We start from the raw sequence: 17,413 nt of genomic DNA on the forward strand, positions 1-17,413 counted from the left end.
GATGTTCCGGCAGCCGTTCGTTCAGGACATCTTGAATTGACGGGTCAAACGGTTGAGGTCGGTAGCCAGCGTCGACAGTTCTGCTGTGGCGATGGCTGTCTGGTTGGAGCCTTCCGAGGTCTGGCTGGACAGGTCGCGAATGCTGACCAGGCTGCGGTCTACTTCTCGCGCAACCTGCGCCTGCTCTTCGGCCGCTGTGGCGATCATCAGGTTGCGCTCGTTGATCTGGCTGATGGAGTCGGTGATGTCGAGCAATGCTTTGCCCGCGCCATTGGCCATTTCGAGTGTTTTATGCGCCTGAACGCTGGTCTGCTCCATGGCAGTGACCGCATTGCCGGTCCCGGACTGGATCGAGCTGACCATCGTTTCAATTTCCCGGGTCGACTGTTGGGTGCGGTGGGCAAGTGCTCGCACCTCATCAGCCACCACGGCAAAACCGCGACCGGCTTCGCCAGCGCGTGCGGCCTCAATGGCGGCATTGAGTGCCAGCAGGTTGGTCTGCTCGGCGATTGCCCGGATCACGTCCAGCACTTTGCTGATGTCCGTGGCCATGACGGCAAGTCCCTGTACTTCGGTCGAGGTGATCTGCACCTTGGACACCATCAGGTTGATTGCCGTGACCGTCTCGTCGACCTGCGCACGTCCGGCCATGGCCGCGGTGCTGGACTGGGACGTCACTTGCGAGGCAGAGGCGGCGTTGCTGGCCACTTCCTCGACCGCAGCGCTCATCTGATTGACCGCCGTGGCGGCCATTTCGATCTCGTTGCTCTGACGCAGGATGGTGCGTGAGGCGTCTTCGGTGACCGCGTGCATCTCTTCGGACGTGGCGGCCAGTTGCGTCGAGGAGTCTGCGATCAGCGTCAATGCATTGCGCAGGTTGGTCTGCATCATGGCCAGTGCGGTGATCAGTTTGGCCGCTTCGTCGCTGCCTTCGACCTTGATGTCCTTGCTCAGGTTATTGGCAGCGATGCGCTCCGCAATCTCCAGGGACTCACCCATAGGCACGGTCAGGCTGCGGGTATAGAACAAGGCAAGAAACAGCGTCGTGAACACACCCACGACAATGAAGATACCGACCAGCCAGATCGTTTGGTCGTACGCAGCTTCGGCAGTGTCTCCGGCTTTCTGTGCCTTGATTTCGTTAATACCGATCAGTTTCTTGAGCGAGGCTTCGACCTGGTCGGCAGCGCTCTTCATTTCGTTGTTGGAAATGGCCACCGCATTCTCGAGATTTCCGGCAGAGACCGCGGCCAGGTAGCCGTTCTGAGTCGTCTGGTAGTCAGCGTTTGCCTTGCTCAGCTCATCGAATGCCTGACGCCCTTGAGGCGTCACGATCAATTTGCCCAGCGCAGTCGAGTAATCGCTGATCAATGCGCGTGACTGCTGAATATCAGCCAACGCCTTGGTTTTGCGATCCTGAGGTTCGAGGGGATTACGCAAGCGGGCGTTATTACCGCGTATCCCGACGAACTCGCGGTCCAGCGACCCGAGCAGCTTGACGCTGGGCAGCACATTGGTTTCGATGAATTTTTCGGCTTCGTTGAGGATCTGGGCTTGCCGAAGTGATAACAGGCCCAGCGCTACGATCATCAGACAAAATAAACCGAAGCAGAGGGCCGAGCGTGGGGCGAGGTTAAGTTTGCGCAGGATCATGAGCGTTCTCCGAGGGCGACCTAATCCCTATCGCCTGTCTCGGACGTTTCTTGACCGGATCGGGAGAATGAGTCGCACCATGTGTCGGAAATGCACTATTGCGCCAGAAAAGAACGTGCTCAGGCCTGGTAGATCAGCGCTGCCCCATGCCGAGCAGGAACGTATCAACGGCTCGTCCGACCATCTCGTGGATACGCTCCAGGCTGAGCGGCAGCGGATGCTCCTGATACAGCCGAATCTCTGTCTCGGCGGTCAGAAGCGAAGTCAGTTGCAAGGCCGCAACATGCGGGTCGGTGTTGCGCAGTTCTCCACGCTGCATGCCCGACTCCAGCAAGGTGGAAATGGTCTGCAGGCATTCGCGAGGTCCTGACTCATAAAACAGCATGCCGATGTCCGAGCGGCCTGACTCGGCGACGACCATGCGGTAGACGGCCAGCGCACTGTTGTCGTTGACCAGCACCATCAGCATGCGCTCACCGAAGCGGATCAGGATCTCCCTGAGATCGACTTCCAGAGCGCAGGGTGAGGCGAGTTCCGAGACGGCGTCCGCCAGGTGGGCCGTGGCGTGCCTGTTGACCACGGCGATGAAAAGTTCTTCTTTGGAAGGAAAGTAGCTGTAGATCGTTGCCTTGGAGCCGCCCATCCGCTTGGTGACTTCATTCATTGAAGTCCGCTCGTAGCCCATCTCAAGGAAAACGCTTGCCGCCGCGTCGATAATGGCTTCGCGACGAGCTTCGGTACGCACCTTCATTTGAATTCTCAATCCTTCAGTGATCAGCATCTGCAGCTGGAAAGCAAAAATAACATGGACGAAAACTAAACCGTTCGGTACGATTTCTTTCGTCTCTGTGGAGCTTACTGGAAACCAGGCTTCAAATAAACGTCGCTGCATGGACGCATAGTCGAGCAGGTCGTCAGGTGCATTGCTTTTTGCCACCTCAGCGCTGCGTTTTATCGAACCGGGGAGTGAGCAGACCCATGAACATCATTGATTTCAAGAAGCCGCGTCGCCCGTCGGTGCGTGAGGCGAGAGTAAGCAAGGCTCCGTTGCTGGAAAAAGTGCTAACGGTGGTGCTGAGAACCGACGTGCCCACATTGATGGGCATCTGCAGTGATGGGTTGCGCAGCAATCGCTCAATTCTGGGGGGCGAATTTCACGGGGAGGGCGTTCGTGGTTGCGTATTGCCTGGCGGCAGTGATTCATTCGTGGAATTGTCCAGCGAACTTGCCTTCTTCAATGCACGGTTCACCTTGCGAACACAGTTGGGCGAGTTGATCAACGTGGAAAACCAAGGGACCCTGCTGATGGATGAGGTGGGTCAGGATCAGCTCCAGAACGGTGTGTGGCCCATTGCTGAAGGCCATTACCAATGCACCTGCACGCCGAAGTTCCAGGTGTCACTCGGCCCTAATGACTGGCTGGAGAAGAGCGCGTTCATTGGCAAGGTTGACTACCTGCACGCCCATGAACTTGTGATCAACTTCTACCGGATAAAGTCTTGAGTGATGGCCTTATGCTGCGACTGACTTAAATACCCAGCGTGGCTATGAGTCCCTCCTTAGTGTCGATGTTTCACTCGTGTTCTCTCGGTCTGTTAGTTGCCTGATAACCCAGCGTTCAGGCAAATAGGCGCACCTGAAACAAATTCGTTACAATCGCCGCCGAGCTGGCGCGGTGTCAGTTCTTGCATGCCATGGACCGGCGTAGACTGGCGGCATGCCATCATTTCGCAGCTCACCGCGCAGATCGGTGCACATATCGAGCGTGGCGAATACTTCCAGAAGCTGGTCGTATTTCCGGCAAGACTTGGCGAGAAAGATGTCGAACTCGCGTTCAACTTCACGTCCCTCAAAGGCAAGTGCACGCCGCATCCGGCGTATTTTCCCGGCGCATTACTGACGTTGACGATCTGGATCTGGGTGAATGGGCCGGTTTACGTCGACACCTACGACCTGGCCGCCGAGTTGCGTGTCAACGAATGAAGACCGTGCCAACAGCAAGCCAGCGATGCTTACGTGACGGCCACCTTACGCAATCACGAAGAGGGCAGTCTTGGTCTGGCCTTCGTGACGGGCTTCACGTTTTTTCTGATTCCCAGCAAGTCAGACAACACCGTGTCGCTCGACCTGACGTTCCGTGACGTGGATGGCAAGAAACTGGGTCAGGTGAGCAAACAGGAAAAGCTGACCACCTGGAGGCATCTGGTGCTCGTCTTCGCTGTGCCTTTCAACGATTCCAGTGACCGGCTGATCCGGGAACTGGCGCGCAGTGCGCTTGAAGAGGCGGCAGGTAAAGGCTTGATTTGAGGGCGACGCCTGGCTGGAGCACGCCGTTGGGCTGCTCCAGCCATGCACGCATCAGAACGTGACGCTAGCGCTCAGGCGAGCGGTGCGCGGCTCCCCGACATTGACTTGCAGCGAGCTGCCGGTGCTGGACGGGTAGTACTGCTTGTCAAACAGGTTGTCCACGTTCAGTTGCAGGCGGGTCTTGTACCCGGCCATTGGCACATCCCATCGCAGGAATGCATCGGCCACGGTGTAGCTGCTCATGTAAAACGAGTTGGCGTCGTCACCGGCGCGTTCACCCACGTAACGTGCGCCAGCACCGGCATGCCATTCGCCGAGACCTGACGGCACCTGCAAATGGTGGGAGAGGTAAAGGCTGGCGGTGTGCTTGGGCGCCTGACTCAGGCGATTGCCTTCGTTGCTTGGATCGTCCAGCACTTCAGTGTGGGTATAGGCGTAGGTGCCGATCATGTCCCAGCGCTCGGCGATGCGCCCGGTGACGTCCAGCTCGACGCCTCTCGAGCCAACCTTGCCAGCCGCTTCGCTCACACCTGTCACGCCAGTAGGGGTGACGACGTTTTTCTTCTCGATGTCAAAGACTGCCATGTTGAAGTCCAGGCCTGGCGCGAGTGCGTATTTGGCGCCGACTTCGTAACTGCGGCCTTCCTCTGGATCAAAGGTGGTGCCGTCGTCGTTCACGTCTTCGTTAGGCACGAACGAACGGCTGTAATTGCCGTACAGGGAAAGGTCTTCAGTAACCTTGAACACCAACCCGGCCATGGGCAGGAATACGTCATCGTTCGTGTCCAGGTTCTTGACCCGGTTAGCGCCCAGGCCCTGTGCGATGTACTGGTCGTAATGCTGGTAGCGACCGCCGAGCACCAGAATCCAGCGATCGTTCAGGTGCCAGTTGTCCTTCACGTAGAGTGAGGACGAGGTCAATTGATTGCTAAGATTGCTGGTGGTCGGACTGACCACGCTGGGCTCAGCCAGGCTGCCATACACCGGGTTGAAGATGTTGAAGCCGTTCTGCGCGGTATTGCGGTAGGTCTTGCCGCGAAACTTGTCCGAGTCTTCCTGCTCGGCCCCGATCAACAGGTCGTGCTCCTGTCCCAGGAATTGCTGCTTGCCGATGAAATCCCAGCTGGCGTAACGCGTTTCATAGTCGTAATGCCCGCCATTGGCCTGGCGACGCAACACGCCGGTGCTCGAAAGGGTGCTGGGCTGTGCGATGGAAAGGCTGTAGCGGTCGTTGTTCCAGCCGTAGGTCAGACGGGTTTTCCAGTCATCACTGAGCTGATACTCGAAGCGTGCTGTGGCCGTTTCGCTGATGCCGACGGTGTTCGCCCATTTCTCGTCCAGACGTTTGTTGTAGCTGATGTCGCTCGGGTGGCCGCCCGTGAACACGGTGCCACGGTCGAACGGGCTGACGTAATCGTTGTACTCGTAAGCCAGCGTCAGACTTGCGCGTTCACCCGTCCAGGACAAGGAGGGCGCTATCAGGGTGTGTTGATCGACGCCATAGTTACGCCAGTAATCCTCACTCTGGCGCTCGGCGACCAGGCGGTAGGCCAGGCCGCTGTCGCCCAAGGGGCCTGTGGTGTCCACGCCAAAGCTGCCGCCGCCCTCACTAAACGCTGAACCACTGAGCGTCGTGCTTTGCACATATTGCGGCTGCTTGCTGATCACGTTGATCACGCCGCCCGGTTCCATTGCGCCGTACAACAGTGAGGCTGGCCCCTTGAGCACCTCGACCCGGTCGGTGGTGGCGCTGAAGTTCTTCGAGACCACCGAGCGCACACCGTCACGCAAGATCGAGCCATCATCGTTGGTACCGAAGCCGCGCTTGACCAGCGAGTCCTTGGTGTTGCCCAGTGTGTTGCCCTGGCTGACCCCGCTGACAAACTTCATGGCATCGTCCAGCGAGCGCACGTTGTAATCGGCGATGGTCTGCGGGGTCACGACGTTGACGGACTGCGCTTCTTCCTTGAGCGGCACATCACTCTTGCTGGCAGTGCTGGCGCTTTTGGCGCTGTAGCCGTCTTCGACTGTCGAAGCTGCGGCAGACACCTCGGTTGCAGGCAGGGTGGCGATCTGTGCTGCGTGAACTGCACCATCGGGGAGCATGGCCAGCGACAGTGCAGAGAGCAGAAAGGGGCCGGAGTAGCGAAGGCGTTGGGAGGCGTTCAAGGGAGATGCTCTATCGGAATGTTAATAGCAATAATTGTAATTTGATATTAATTCTCATGTAAACGAATGAATTATCTGACGCGTTTCCCGCCGGATTCTTACGCCTGAAGGGCTGGTGTAAATGCGATCCGTTTGCCCATGCTGATCAGGGGCTCCTGGAAATAGCCAAGTGATTCGTAAAAGGCCTGCACGCCTTTGTTGCTGGTGCGGATCTGCAGATTGATTTTGATGCAGCCTCGGTCAACCAGCGCCTGCTCGGCATGCCGAACCAACAGGGTACCCAGGCCCTGGCCGCGGTATTGTGGATCCACTGCTACGGAGTAGAGCCAGCCGCGATGGCCGTCATAGCCCGCCAGGACTGTCCCGGCAACCTTGCCATCGACAATGGCCACGAAGAACAATTGATCGGCGACGGCCAGCTTCATGTCGATCGACAGATCGGGTCGGTTATGGGGGGCGCTGTCGTTGAACACGGTCTTCCAGAGTTCAATGACAGCCGAGCGATGGTGTGGGTCTGAGTAGTGGATAACGGCGTGCATGGGGCGACCTTCGATGGGGTCCGCCAACGCTAATACGTGAGTGTGACACTGTCTATTGATCGGCTACGTCGAGTTGCGCATCGCTATAGCGGGCGTGATAGCAGCCCCGGTCATGGGTGACGCTCACGAGGTCCGACAGTATCGAAGGACATGCCCGAAGCAGGCCGTCCTGATTCGGGAAAGCGCATTAGCCCGCCTGATTGCCCTTCACGTCCTTGCGGGTCACTTGCGGCAGCGTTGATGGGGTTTTGAGCAGTGTCTGTATCGCCTGGCTGTAGGCCTGTCGTCCCAGACGCATACTGTTGTTGTGCGTGCCACCGGGCACCAGCAGCAGGTTCTTGGGCTCTCTGGCGGCCTCGAACAGCTCCTTGCTGAAGCGCGCCGGAACATAGCGATCATCAGTGCCGTGTACGATCAACACGGGCATGTGGATGTCAGCGATCTTGTCCACCGAGTCGAATTTCTGCGACAGCAACCAACGCACCGGCAGTGACGTGTTGGCAATTGCGGTTGCCACATCCCCCAGACTGGTAAAGGTGGACTCGATGATCAGGCCGCGTGCGGCTGGGGCTGTGTTGTCCTTTTCGGCATCGCGGCCCAGTTCCGCTGCCAGGTCGACGGCTACAGCACCGCCCAGCGAATGGCCATAGATCAACCTCTTTTGAGGATCCGGTTGCAGTTGCTCGAAGCGCTCCCAGGCGATGCGTGCATCTTCGTAAACGGTCTTTTCAGAGGGCAATTGGCCCATGCTTTGACCGAAGCCGCGGTAGTCGATGGCCAGTATCGAGAAGCCCAGCGCCCGGAGTTGCTCGATACGGAACAACTGGCCGGTCAGGTTCCAGCGCGAACCGTGCAGGTAGAGTACGGCAGGGGCATCCTTGCGCGAGGCAGGCCACCACCAGGCATGGATGTTCTGCGATGTGCCGAAGCTGGGCGCCTTGAGTTCAAACTCCTGAACATCGGACGGCAAGCCGCTGTACCAGCTGGCGGTGCCTGGCTCGATGCGAAACACCAGCTCACGCTCTTTGTGTTCAAGCACCGCGCAGCCCACCGGCAAACCGATAATGATCGCGGCCATGCATAACCATCTGACAGGGCGGGCCTTGAGACGGTCCAGAGAGAAAGAGGGCATGGGGGAGGTGTTCCGGTAAACAAAATGAAATAAAGCCGTTTCCTCGCGGACGTTGCAAGTCTGCTGGAGAAAATGTCGGTTACAGGATATTGCGCATAGCCTGCATTTGCGGGGCAATTGAAAAGCCGGGTCATACGGGGAGCGGGCTGGCAATCATCCTGGAGCATGAACGACTTGATCAGAATGATGACCGGGGCAGGGATGCCAGGCATCCACAACAGTGAACACCACTCGATGGCCTCTCGGGCATGGCGCGCTTGATCATCAGATGCCTGGGCCAAGCCTGATCGGTAACCTGCTGCTCGCCAAAAACGAGCGACGAACAGTGTAAGACTGGCGTCCTCAAGGCCGATCATTAGTCCGGTTGGTTATTGAATTAGCCCTTTTTGATAGCCTCGGATTATGCTGTGACCCCTGGGTGCCGTATTTCTGTCGTTGAACAGCGCCCAGCCCCTGATTTTACGACTAGCCTGAGTTACAGGTTATTCAATTTCTTCAAGAGGTTACCGCCTATGTTTCTACATCGCCCCCTGGAAGAAAAAGACATCCCTATCGTCTGCGAGCTGCCTCAGAATGCTGACGAGCTGTTCTACATGTTTCCCCGAGCAACCTGGCCACTGACACCCTCGCAACTCCGAGATGCGCTGGATACACGCTATGACTCGACCGTTATCGAAATGAGCGGAGAAGTGGTGGGTTATGCGAATTTCGCCCGCTGTGATTTTCGCGGACGCTGCGCGTTGGGGAACGTGATCATCGCCCCCAAGGCCCGTTCAAAAGGGGTAGGGCGCTACATGATCAGTTGTATGATGGACATTGCCTTCGATAAACACGAAGGCACTGAGCTCATCGCCTCCTGCTACAACCACAACGTGCCGGGTCTGTTGTTCTACCCCCGCATGGGCTTTCGCCCTTATGCCATCGAAGAACGACGCGACAAGCAGGGGGCACGGGTGGCGGTCATCCATTTTCGTCTCCCCCGATCCCACGAGTAAGTCCACGTGTGCGACCACAGGCTGCAACGGCCGTGGTCGCGAACACCTGTTTTCATGTCCTGAGAAGTAAAAACGAACGGGATCAAAGCGTCCGAAAACTGAATGCTTTTTTCAAGTTTAATGACCGTTCGTCATTCGGCACTTGCCTGAAAATTCACGTTCTGCGGATTTATTGATGCTGATCATGTTATTCGCCGCATGAACCTATAAAGTGAATCGTTTCTTCTGGCTGAAGTTACAAATAAATACAATTAGACCGGCGCGTTCAGGCCTTCTGCATGTATTGCTTGTTCGTCGGGCTTGAGGGTATAAAGAAGAGCAGGGAATAAATTAGTGGCGACAATTAATTGGCAGGCGAGCGTTGTCGGGCGTCAGTTGATTAATGTTGGTTCGTCACGAAGAAGCTAGTGGTCTGCCTGTTCATGGCAGCGCTTACACGATAAGGAGATAACCAATGATCGCCTGTGGACTGTCCACGCTGGAACTTCGAAGTCTCGTTGAAGGTTCTTTTCTGCCATTGCATTGTACGTGTACCGTAGCGCCTGACTACTCGATGACCGTCAAGGTCGACGACCCAGCATCGGGTCGGGTCGAGTTACTGGTCGCCGGTATCTCGTTGCACCGATTGAAAACCAGTCGTGATATTTCCGATCTGGTCGCGGAACTGCGCAATGAGCTGCAACACACCGGTGCTACTCAGGTGTACTACCGGACTGCCTGAAGCCGTTTCAGCCCTGCCTCAGGGGCGATCCTGCTGCGCCGTAACCGACTGACGGTTAAGTCGGGCAACGCGTTTATTGACTGCATTCAGAGCGCTCTCTCGAGAGGCGCTCTGTTTTGTGTCGTGCGCGTTTTTTCGCGTGTCTATTGACGTTATTTGCGTTGTCAATTTGTCGGCGCTGGGTTTTTGTAAGTTTCAATGGGCTCGATGAAAAAATAAAAAAGCCGTTTGTTGCCTGTTCTTCGCTGATAAATTCTCTGTATGAGTCCCTGTCTAGCGGCAGGGCGATTAAAATCAGTGACTTGCATCGCTCGCTTATACGGCTGGCGTCTCTGTTGCGTTATTTGACACTTCACGGTTTCTTTGCAACTATCCCCTTGATCTCTCCGCTTCATCGGCCTTGATGAACTTTTGGTTCGGTGGTTCTTTTCATTGAAAAGAACCTTACGGCCTGGCGGTAGCATGGCGTTGTTTTTCTGACAGTGAACTCAAGTTGAGGTGCCTGTCTGTCTCAGTGCGGGTAACCGCTCATTTCTATTGATAAAACTCACGGCGCTTTTAAACAGCTTCGATGGCGCTGCGCGTGCGGTGTTTGTTTTATTGCCTTGTATTTAAATCGTGCATGGACGCTGGTTCGCAGTATTGGCCAGGCAATCGATCATCCAGAACTTCTGGAGTGCACCAACGTATTGATACGACGATGGAGCATCAACATGTTTGAAGATCCTTTGGAAACCGTCTGCGGCTGCGTTGTGGCCGGCGCAGGGCTGGCGGGTATGGGCTTTCTGTTCAACGCATTGAAGAGCGGCGCACTGGCCGACCTTGCCGCGAGTGGCATGATCGTCATTGATGCCAGCGACAAACCCGGCACAGGCGCGCTGGGGGAGTACCGGATCACTGCCAACTCGGTGGGGGACGTTTTTATCGACTGTCTGCGCGACCCGGCTCTGCGCGACATCTTCGAGCCTCTGGAGCATTCATCCGCCTACTGGCGTATCCGCGGCCAGGCTCAGGGGGCTCCGCAATTATCGGACGTCGGCCATTTGATGGCTGAAGCATCGACGCTGGTGCTGGAGCACATCACTCGGCACTACGGGGTCAAGGTCTGGCACAGCACGACCATCACCGAGGTGGTCAGTGAAGATGATGAGTTTTATCTGAATGTAGAGACCGAGGGTTGCGCCAGACGTGTTCGTTGTCAAACGCTGGTCATGAACCTGGGCGGTCGACAGGACCCGCAGCACTTGATCAACAGTCTGGCCCTGCAAGGACTCACACTGTCCGGCGCAATGAACATCCAGAGTGCCGACCGCCTGTTACGCATGAACGCCGTGCAATTGCGCGAAGCGTTTGCGCTGGCGTTGGCCAGTGAGGGACGGATTACCGTGGTCGGGGGATCGCACAGCGCTTTTTCCACACTGGAAAACCTCGCTGATGCCCTGGAGTTCGCAGGGCTCCGTGAGTTGACCCTGATCCATCGCAGCCCCATCAGGCTGTTTTATGAAAGTCCTGAGCATGCCCGTGAAGCGGGCTACGCATTTAATGCCCAATTGGATGTGTGTCCGGTTTCCGGTCGTATCAACCGCTCTGGAGGCCTGCGTTACCGTGCGTTGGACATTGGTCGCGAGGCGCTCAAGACCGGGCGCATCGGCAAGACCGGCGTGCACGTGCGGATGCTGCAGACGCAGGAGGGACCGCCTGCAGACTTCGAACAGGCCGGGCGTGCGCTCGCCGACTCCTGTGTGGTCGTGCAGTGTTCGGGCTATCAGCCCCGATTACCGGTCCTGCGTTACGGTGACGGGAGTCCTGTTACCTTGCGTGAAGCCAAGGGCGGTCTGGATTCGGACGCCTCGGGATGTCCGATCGATCAGAATGGCCGTCGTCTTAAAGGGCTTTACCTGTTCGGCCTCGGTGCAGGACTTGGCGCGGATCCGCAACTGGGTAGCGAGCCTTCCTTCGATGGACGGATTTATGGTGTCTGGCAATTTCATCACGATGCCAGTACGGCGGTGATTCAAGCTGTCCTTGCGCGATTGCATCACAAGGCCTCTGCCGTCGACACTTCATGCCTGACGGGCTTCATGCAGCTGGAAACGCGGTTCCAGGCCTGACAGCGGAGGCTGCGTATGCCGGGCTCGGCAGGGCGGCTCACAGCACAACAGGAGATCCAGGCCATGCGTATCTTGATCGTGGGTGCAGGCGCCATTGGTGGCTATTTTGGCGGTCGTCTGCTTGAGGCAGGACGTCAGGTAACCTTTCTGGTCCGGCCGGGCAGGGCGCAAGCGCTTGATCGAGATGGACTGGTGGTGCGCAGTGCGCTAGGTAATTTCCAGTACCCAGCTCCCCCTTATGTGTTGGCCAATGTATTGGGCGAGCCGTACGACTTGATCCTGCTCAGTTGCAAGGCTTTCGATCTGAAGGCGTGCATGGATGCTTTTGCCCCGGCCGTCGGGCCTGACACTTTGATTCTTTCGCTGCTCAACGGCATGGCGCACCTGGAGCGTCTGAGCGAGCGTTTCGGTGCTCAGGCCGTGCTGGGCGGGCAATGTCTGATTTCGGTGGATCGTGACGCGGCCGGCGCCATCCTGCACCTCAACCAGACCCACCAGCTGTCGTTCGGCGAGCTGAGCGGTGCGCTGACGCCGCGTATTCTGAGGGTTGCCGAATCTCTGGCAGATGCCGGTTTCGAAGCCAGTCTGAGCCAGCACATTGTGCAAGGCATGTGGGACAAATGGTGCTTTATCGCCACGCTCGCGGCCGTTACCGCCAGTATGCGTGCACCCTTGTGCGATATTCTCAGCGCTGGCGGCGAAGGTCTGATCATGAAAATGCACGGTGAGTGCGCAAGTATCGCGCTCGCAGCGGGCCATCCGCTGGATGCCAGGGTCAGGCAGCGCCATCTGCAGATGCTGATTCAGACGGGTTCTACGCTTACGGCGTCCATGCTCAGAGACATCGAACGGGGTTCACCTACCGAGGTCGAACAGATTCTGGGCGATATGCTTGCCAGGCGTAATGCCCTCGGCGTGGTTTGCGGCGAACTGTCGGTGCTGGAGTTCTCCTGCACCCATGTCAGGGCCTACGAGGCGCGTCGCGTTCGAGAGCACCCGTGATACCCCTTTGGGTTGACGGGTGATCATTGCATTCAAGTAGTCATCTGGAGGTGCTACTCATGCCAGTCAAACACGATTTGTTCGCGGATTTGGAGTTGACCAGGGAAGAGATTGTCGAGCGCAGCAGCGCCGATGCCACGTTGAGTCTATTACTCAAAGAGTACGACAACGCCGATGACGAAGTGCTGAATGCCGAAAAGGGAACCGCAGGAGGTATTGGCGATGACGCGCTCAAAAAGCTCAAGGAAAAACGCCTGTTGGTGAAAGACCGGATTGTCCAGCGTCTTTCCAGGCCGCACTAATCGTAGCGTGTACAACGGGCTGTTCCAGCCCCGCAGAAAACAGGACAGACGGCCCCCATGGGGCCGTTTGTGCATTCTCTGCGAGGTTATCGGTCTGCTGCGCCGAGTGGTCAATCAGGACGCGGTGGGGAACGTCGCCCATAAAAAACGGCGCCACGAGGGGCGCCGTACAACTGCTGATCCGCCAAAGGGGCGGATCAGCATTGAATGAGGGGGTGCAGCGTGTTCGTTATTGTGGGTCCTGGTTAGGAGCCAGTTCTGCCTGAATGCGTTTGTAGATTTCTTCGCGATGCACGGAAACGTTTTTCGGTGCATTGATGCCCAGCCGGACTTGAAGCCCTTGAACGCCAAGAATCGTCACAGTGATCTCATCACCGATGTTTATGCTTTCGCCTACTTTGCGAGTGAGTATCAACATAATCTTTTCCTTGATGGCCTCTTGAAAATGCCTCTCTCAAGAGGCTGGCGTTTGCCTTTGCGTAGTGATTGTTGCCGAGTGCATCCAAATGCATCCGTCCTAAGACGTCGCGGTGGTGAAATTAATTCCCTCGGTTCATTTTCTTGTCATCCAGATTTGCATCCGGGATATGACGAGTGCGCCAATTCTGCCCGCTTTGACCTGAAAATGCCCGTATTTACTGGCGTGACTTAAAAAGTAACGTGATCAGGAGCACATTCGGAGCAGGGCCTACCCTTCTGACGAAGCGTAAGCGGGTGTATCTCAGAATGTTTCTAAGCGTAGGCAGTGCTGCGAAACATTGCCTGAGCTTTCTGAAAATTCAACAGAAATAGATGTAAATAGGCGTAGGAAACAGCATTTGGACAGCTTTGCAGATAAACGATGCTCGTCAGGAGCGTGCTGTGCAAACGGGAAGAGGCGGGAAGAAGGAGAGGATGCGCAACGGTTTGCAGCAGAACCTTCACGGGCAGGACGCCCGCAAAGGTTCAGTACCGGTGTATTCAGATCGCCATCGACAGCAACATGATGAAGATCAGGCCCACAACCGAGAGGATGGTTTCCATCACGGTCCAGGTCTTGAAGGTTTCGGCAACGGTCATGTTGAAGTATTGCTTGACCAGCCAGAAGCCTGCGTCGTTGACGTGCGACAGAATCAGCGAACCTGCACCGGTGGCCAGCACCAGCAACTCGCGATTCACACCCGGGATCAGGCCGACCACCGGGGCCACGATGCCCGCACCGGTGATGGTTGCCACGGTCGCCGAACCGGTGGCCACACGAATCACCGCAGCCACCAGCCAGGCCAGCATGATCGGATTGATCTGCGCCTGTACCGCCATGTGACCAATTACATCACCCACACCACTGGCAACCAGCATCTGCTTGAAGCCGCCGCCGGCACCGACGATCAGCACAATCGCGGCAACCGGTGCCAGGCTCTGGTCCAGCAGCTTCATGATCTTGGAGCGGTCGAAGCCACGCGCAGCACCGAAGGTGTAGAACGCCAGCAGCAGAGCCGCGAGCAGGGCGGTGATCGGGTGACCGATCAGGTCCATCCAGATGCGGAACAGGTTGCCTTCCGGCAACGCAACGTCAGCAAATGTCTTGAGCAGCATCAGGAAGACCGGCAGCAGAATCGTGACCAGCGTGATGCCGAAGCCGGGCAGGTTTTCGGTGCTCGATTCCTTGGCGATCTGGTCCATCAGTTCCTGCGACGGTGTGCCAGGAATGTATTTGGAAATCCATTTGCCGTAGATCGGACCTGCAATGATTGCGGTCGGCAGCGCGATGATCAGGCCGTAGAAAATGGTTTTGCCGATATCAGCGCCAAAGATGCCGATGGCCAGAAGCGGACCCGGATGCGGCGGAACCAGACCGTGCACGGCCGACAGACCTGCCAGCAGCGGGATGCCGATCTTGACGATGGACACACCGGTGCGACGCGCCACGATGAACACCAGCGGGATGAGCAGCACGAAGCCGATTTCGAAGAACAGCGGGATGCCGACCAGGAACGCCGAGAACATCATTGCCCAATGCACTTTCTGCTTGCCGAACGTGCGGATCAGGGTTTGCGCGATCTGATCCGCGCCGCCTGAATCGGCCATCAGCTTGCCGAGCATGGTGCCCAGCCCGAGGATGATGCCGACAAAGCCCAGCACACCGCCGAAGCCGTCCTGGAAGGATTTCATGACTTTTTCCACCGGCATCCCGGAGGTCAGGCCGAGGAAGCCAGCCGCCAGTGTCAGCGCGACGAAAGGGTGAACCTTGAATTGGGTGATCAGCAGCACAAGGCCAACGATGGTCACCAACGCATCGACGAGCAGGAACGTCTCATGGGTCATACCGAACATGGGTGTCTCTCCGGTTATTATTTTAAGGTGCCGCCAACAACGACAGCGCCCTTTCGTGTGTGCAAGACAGCGCTGTCTTTTGCACTCACGCCTTTATCAGGCGTGGGAGTCTTTCCACCAGGCTGCCGCTTGCGTGCCAATCTGCTCGATGGACTGAGTTGCATCGACCACCAGAGTCAGCGGTTCGCCATAGGGCGCTTCGAGCGTTGCAAACTGACTGTCCACCAGGCTTGCCGGCATGAAATGCCCGGGCCGGTGCGAGCAGCGTTCGACGGCGAGCTCCTTGGTCAGTTCCAGAAACACGAAGCCCAGGCCCGGAACAGCATCACGCAGTCGCTGGCGGTAGATGAGCTTGAGGGCCGAGCAGGTCAGAACAGGGTGTTCGCCGCGGGCGAGGGCGGCGGCGAGCTCTTCACCCAGTCGGGTCAGCCAGCCGGCGCGGTCCTGGTCGTTGAGAGGGGTCCCGGCACTCATCTTCTCGATGTTGGCCGGCGGGTGGAAGGCATCGCCTTCGATGAGGCGACCTCCGCTCTTGAGTGCAATTTCGGCACCCACGGCACTTTTGCCGCAGCCCGAGACACCCATCACCACAAGGGCTGAAATAGCAGTATTCGCAGTTGTCACAGTAGGCACCTCATCTGGAGACAGCGCTGTCTTTGTCCGATGGACATAAGCCTCAGCCCAAGCTGTTCCAGTTCTTGTCGTTGTTTTGGGTTCAACATAAACATCGGAGGCTGTTCTCCGTGGCGACCCTGCGCGGGTGGCAAATATGAAACCAGCGATAAAGCATTGTCACGGTCCGTGAGACAGCGCTACCTTATGGGGCATTAGACACATTTGGCAACCCCTATATTAGTTGGCAACGCATGATGCGCATTGGTTCCCGTTCCACCGGTCGTCCGACCCTTAATGAAGTGGCTCGCCTGGCTGCCGTTTCCCCTATTACGGCGTCACGGGCGCTGCGGGGCGTCGCGACTGTTGCGCCAGAACTGGTGGAAAAGGTCCGCGCAGCAGCCCAGAGCCTGGGCTATGTCGCCAACCCTGCCGCTCGCGCCCTGGCGTCGTCCTGCAGCCAGACGGTCGTGGTGCTGGTGCCTTCGCTCGCCAACCAGTTGTTCATCGAAACGCTGGAGGCCATTCAGGATGTCTTGCGTCCTCGCGGCCTGGACGTGGTGATCGGCAACTATCACTACTCGCCCGAGGAAGAGGAGAACTTGCTGCGCAACCATTTGGTCAACCGGCCGCGCGGTATTCTGCTGACCGGTTCCGACCGCACACAGGCTTCGCATCAGATGCTGGAAGCCAGTGGGATTGCGTGTGTGCACATGATGGAGCTGGACCCTCGCCCGGGCACCTACAGCGTGGGATTTTCCCAGGAACAGGCGGGTGCGCAGGCGGCCCGGCACTTGTTGGGCAGAGGTCGCAAGCGACTGGCCTACATGGCCGCTCAGCTCGACACTCGAGTGTTGCAGCGTGGCGCAGGGTTTCGTCAGGTGCTGGAAGACGCTGGTCTGTTCGACGCCGAACTGCAGGTCACGACGCCTTTGCCATCGTCGATAGGCCTGGGCGGCGAGCTGTTCGCACAGCTGCTGGACGAGCATCCTGATGTCGATGGCATTTTCTTCTGTAACGACGACCTGGCGCAGGGCGCATCGCTTGAGGCCTTGCGCCTGGGGATTGCCATTCCCCGGCAGGTCTCGCTGATCGGTTTCAACGATCTGCCGGGCTCGGCGCACATGGTGCCGCGCCTGACGTCTATCCGCACCCCGCGACAGGAAGTCGGCCAACGTGCGGCCCAGCTGTTGCTGGGGCTGCTGGACGGCGTCGTTCAGCAATCGCGGGTGGATCTGGGGTTCGAGCTGGTGGTGCGCGAGAGTTCATGAGTCCCTCATGAGCAGGTTGCTGACCAATGGCGAGCAACCTGCATAAGCCCCTGCCGCTCTGACGCGAGCCCCCGACTGCCTTGCCTCTCAACCTCTGAGAGCTTTTTTGCCACCACCTTGCACCCTTCTTTTACTGTCATTTCTGTCAGTACCCAACCCGTCTCGGTAAGTATTCAATGACCTCAGGTTTTTGGATCCGGGTGGCATAAGCGCCGTTGCTACACCGTTCGTTGATGGGGCCATACCTTCTTATCTTTCCCCCATCGTGGCGGTCTCGCGAGACCTA

General features: G+C 57.5%; 17 protein-coding genes. 9 read left to right on the top strand and 8 right to left on the bottom strand.

Annotated elements, in window-relative coordinates:
- Nucleotides 1-21: 21 nt before the first annotated feature.
- Nucleotides 22-1,653 carry a methyl-accepting chemotaxis protein gene (locus H8S56_RS13075; protein WP_187518874.1) on the bottom strand — a complete coding sequence of 544 codons (1,632 nt, stop codon included), beginning with the start codon at nt 1,651-1,653 and terminating at the stop codon, nt 22-24.
- 133 nt (nt 1,654-1,786) lie between these two features.
- Nucleotides 1,787-2,404 (bottom strand): TetR/AcrR family transcriptional regulator, encoded by a 618-nt coding sequence (locus H8S56_RS13080; protein WP_187518952.1) that lies wholly within the window; start codon nt 2,402-2,404, stop codon nt 1,787-1,789.
- Between the two features lie 227 nt (nt 2,405-2,631).
- Here H8S56_RS13080 and H8S56_RS13085 point away from each other — a divergent pair, with 227 nt between their 5' ends.
- The 3 genes from H8S56_RS13085 to H8S56_RS13095 all read left to right on the top strand — a co-directional run bounded on the left by H8S56_RS13085 (nt 2,632) and on the right by H8S56_RS13095 (nt 3,960).
- A complete protein-coding gene (locus tag H8S56_RS13085) occupies nt 2,632-3,156 on the top strand; it encodes a DUF3237 domain-containing protein (protein WP_187518875.1) in 525 nt (174 codons plus the stop codon).
- A 186-nt stretch (nt 3,157-3,342) separates the two neighbouring features.
- Entirely contained in the window at nt 3,343-3,636 is a 294-nt protein-coding gene (locus H8S56_RS13090; protein WP_235986788.1) for a hypothetical protein, read from the top strand.
- Between the two features lie 33 nt (nt 3,637-3,669).
- Complete coding sequence (locus H8S56_RS13095) at nt 3,670-3,960, top strand: hypothetical protein (RefSeq protein WP_187518876.1); 291 nt, start codon at nt 3,670-3,672, stop codon at nt 3,958-3,960.
- Between the two features lie 51 nt (nt 3,961-4,011).
- Here the strand turns inward: H8S56_RS13095 and H8S56_RS13100 are convergent, their stop codons facing one another.
- The 3 genes from H8S56_RS13100 to H8S56_RS13110 form a co-directional block, all read right to left on the bottom strand.
- The gene (locus tag H8S56_RS13100) at nt 4,012-6,066 is read right to left on the bottom strand and encodes a TonB-dependent siderophore receptor (RefSeq protein WP_187518953.1); all 2,055 of its coding nucleotides are present in this window, start codon (nt 6,064-6,066) and stop codon (nt 4,012-4,014) included.
- A 161-nt stretch (nt 6,067-6,227) separates the two neighbouring features.
- Nucleotides 6,228-6,668 carry a GNAT family acetyltransferase gene (locus H8S56_RS13105; protein WP_187518877.1) on the bottom strand — a complete coding sequence of 147 codons (441 nt, stop codon included), beginning with the start codon at nt 6,666-6,668 and terminating at the stop codon, nt 6,228-6,230.
- Between the two features lie 187 nt (nt 6,669-6,855).
- A complete protein-coding gene (locus H8S56_RS13110) occupies nt 6,856-7,800 on the bottom strand; it encodes an alpha/beta hydrolase (RefSeq protein ID WP_187518878.1) in 945 nt (314 codons plus the stop codon).
- Between the two features lie 512 nt (nt 7,801-8,312).
- Between H8S56_RS13110 and H8S56_RS13115 the strand changes: the two genes are divergently transcribed.
- From H8S56_RS13115 to H8S56_RS13135, 5 genes are all read left to right on the top strand, one after another.
- A complete protein-coding gene (locus H8S56_RS13115; RefSeq protein WP_024688360.1) occupies nt 8,313-8,795 on the top strand; it encodes a GNAT family N-acetyltransferase in 483 nt (160 codons plus the stop codon).
- A gap of 454 nt (nt 8,796-9,249) precedes the next feature.
- Nucleotides 9,250-9,516, top strand: coding sequence for a DUF1652 domain-containing protein (locus H8S56_RS13120; protein WP_024688359.1), 267 nt, complete (start codon nt 9,250-9,252; stop codon nt 9,514-9,516).
- A gap of 713 nt (nt 9,517-10,229) precedes the next feature.
- Nucleotides 10,230-11,627: a hypothetical protein gene (locus H8S56_RS13125; protein WP_024695562.1), complete on the top strand. Its 1,398-nt coding sequence runs from the start codon at nt 10,230-10,232 to the stop codon at nt 11,625-11,627.
- 63 nt (nt 11,628-11,690) lie between these two features.
- Entirely contained in the window at nt 11,691-12,629 is a 939-nt protein-coding gene (locus tag H8S56_RS13130) for a ketopantoate reductase family protein (protein ID WP_187518879.1), read from the top strand.
- Between the two features lie 59 nt (nt 12,630-12,688).
- The gene (locus H8S56_RS13135) at nt 12,689-12,931 is read left to right on the top strand and encodes a DUF465 domain-containing protein (RefSeq protein WP_187518880.1); all 243 of its coding nucleotides are present in this window, start codon (nt 12,689-12,691) and stop codon (nt 12,929-12,931) included.
- Between the two features lie 229 nt (nt 12,932-13,160).
- On the opposite strand, the gene csrA is transcribed toward H8S56_RS13135, so the two are convergent.
- From csrA to H8S56_RS13150, 3 genes are all read right to left on the bottom strand, one after another.
- Nucleotides 13,161-13,349: a carbon storage regulator CsrA gene (gene csrA, locus H8S56_RS13140; protein ID WP_002554157.1), complete on the bottom strand. Its 189-nt coding sequence runs from the start codon at nt 13,347-13,349 to the stop codon at nt 13,161-13,163.
- 542 nt (nt 13,350-13,891) lie between these two features.
- Entirely contained in the window at nt 13,892-15,244 is a 1,353-nt protein-coding gene (locus H8S56_RS13145) for a GntP family permease (RefSeq protein WP_024688355.1), read from the bottom strand.
- Between the two features lie 96 nt (nt 15,245-15,340).
- Entirely contained in the window at nt 15,341-15,829 is a 489-nt protein-coding gene (locus tag H8S56_RS13150; protein ID WP_024688354.1) for a gluconokinase, read from the bottom strand.
- A 281-nt stretch (nt 15,830-16,110) separates the two neighbouring features.
- On the opposite strand from H8S56_RS13150, the gene gntR reads away from it, so the two are divergent.
- The gene (gene gntR / locus H8S56_RS13155; RefSeq protein ID WP_024688353.1) at nt 16,111-17,127 is read left to right on the top strand and encodes an HTH-type transcriptional regulator GntR; all 1,017 of its coding nucleotides are present in this window, start codon (nt 16,111-16,113) and stop codon (nt 17,125-17,127) included.
- Nucleotides 17,128-17,413 lie beyond the last annotated feature (286 nt).

It is taken from the genome of Pseudomonas triticifolii (genome assembly GCF_014358015.1).
GTDB lineage: Bacteria > Pseudomonadota > Gammaproteobacteria > Pseudomonadales > Pseudomonadaceae > Aquipseudomonas > Aquipseudomonas triticifolii.